1 protein-coding gene is annotated in these 1,709 nt (G+C 36.6%); it reads right to left on the reverse strand.

The window, feature by feature from the left end:
- Positions 1–274: 274 nt before the first annotated feature.
- Positions 275–1,612 carry an MFS transporter gene (locus tag AC07XN_RS24320; RefSeq protein ID WP_494744925.1) on the reverse strand — a complete coding sequence of 446 codons (1,338 nt, stop codon included), beginning with the start codon at positions 1,610–1,612 and terminating at the stop codon, positions 275–277.
- Positions 1,613–1,709 lie beyond the last annotated feature (97 nt).

A 1,709-nucleotide genomic window follows, 5' to 3' on the forward strand; every position in this document is an offset into this window, starting at 1 on the left:
TTGTCGTAATTCACAAAATAAACAAGGAGGTTTTTATTGGGCAAGCCATCCACAAAATTCGGGATGACTCATGTTTCACTTAGGGGCTGACTTAAGTCAGCCCCTAAGTGAAAAAGACTTAAAAACTATAAGATCATAACAATCCTACAGTCTTTAAGTCTAATATCATTTAGTCCTACAATCCTAAATCCTAAAGTCTAACAGTCCTAAAGTCCAACATCCTAAAATCTTTAAGTCTTCAAGTCCTACAGTCTTCAAGTCCTACAGTCCTCTTTCAATGCCCACCACCACTCGTTGGTATTTCCAATCCTTCTTTTATTTTCTCAGATTTCATCAGCATGGTGGCGCCGCAAGCTAGTAATAAAAAGACACCTGCAAAAGTAATAGCCTTACCTGCATCATTATTTAAAAAGTGTTCTAATACATAGCCAAAAGTTAGGTTCTGGATAATCATAGGTATTACAATCATCATGTTGATAATTCCCATATATACCCCATAACGTTCTTTAGGAATCTCTGAAATTACCATTAAATAAGGTATTCCCATCATACTTGCCCATGCTATTCCAAAGCCTGTCATAGGGGCAAATAATAAATATTTGTTTTCAATATGGGGAAAGATGAGTAAGCCAACCCCTGCTATTAATAAACATATTGTGTGGACTGACTTTGGTGTGAATCTTTTAGCAAGCCCTACCAAAGCAAATGCCGATAGGAAAGTGGCAATATTATACCAACCGTTCACCAAGCCAGTCCAACCTACTGCCTCTTGATATAACTGTTTGTTATCGTTAGGGGTAGTATGCCAAACCGACTGTGCAATGCTTTTAGAAGCATTCTGCCAATAACAAAATAAAGCATACCATTGAAATAAATAAACTAGTGCCAATTGCCACATTATCTTTGGCATATCCTTAATAGCTTCAGCGATTTCAATAAAAGGAGAAAAGATGCCCCTGTTACTTTGTTTGATATGCGCTAATTCTTCAAGAGTTGGCGGAATTTCAGGCGTTTTAGCCATAGACCAAAGCACAGAGCTTATCGAGCAAACAGAACCCAGAAAGAATGAGCCAAATACCCAATAAGGAATACTGCCATGTTCGCCAGTAATGAATTTCTGAAAAATGAATAAAGATACATTGGCTAAGGTAATGCCAAGGCCAGTAAAAAAACTTTGAGAGAGAAATCCTGTAGCTTGCTGATCGGCGGGTAATTTATCAGCAATAAAAGCCCTATAGGGTTCCATTGCTGTATTATTTCCTGCATCAAGTATCCATAATAACCCCGCAGCCATCCATAATGAACTACTAAAGGGATAAATAAACAAAGCAATGCTACATAATAAAGCTCCTATTAAAAAATAGGGTTTGCGTCTTCCCCAACGTGGATGCCACGTTTTATCGCTCATTGCTCCGATAATTGGTTGGATTAAAAGACCCGTCATAGGTCCCGCTAAATTGAGAAGGGGTATTTCATCAGGACTAGCCCCTAGAAAATCATAAATGGGATTGATGGCACTTTGTTGCAAACCGAAACTGTATTGAATGCCAAAAAAACCGACATTCATGTTAATGATTTGAGAAAATGATAATCTTGGTTTGATAATGTTCATAAATTATGATTGATAAAAATGGTCAATATTACTTGCAATAATACTAATTAATTTAGAATAATTTATATTTTATCATGATGGAGTAACTAATTATTTC

It is taken from the genome of Arcicella sp. GW458-12-2-14-TSB2, assembly GCF_059423785.1.

Coding starts and splice junctions, on each gene's coding strand:
- AC07XN_RS24320 (WP_494744925.1), bottom strand. CDS start 1,612: ATGAACATTATCAAACCAAGATTATCATTTTCTCAAATCATTAACATG.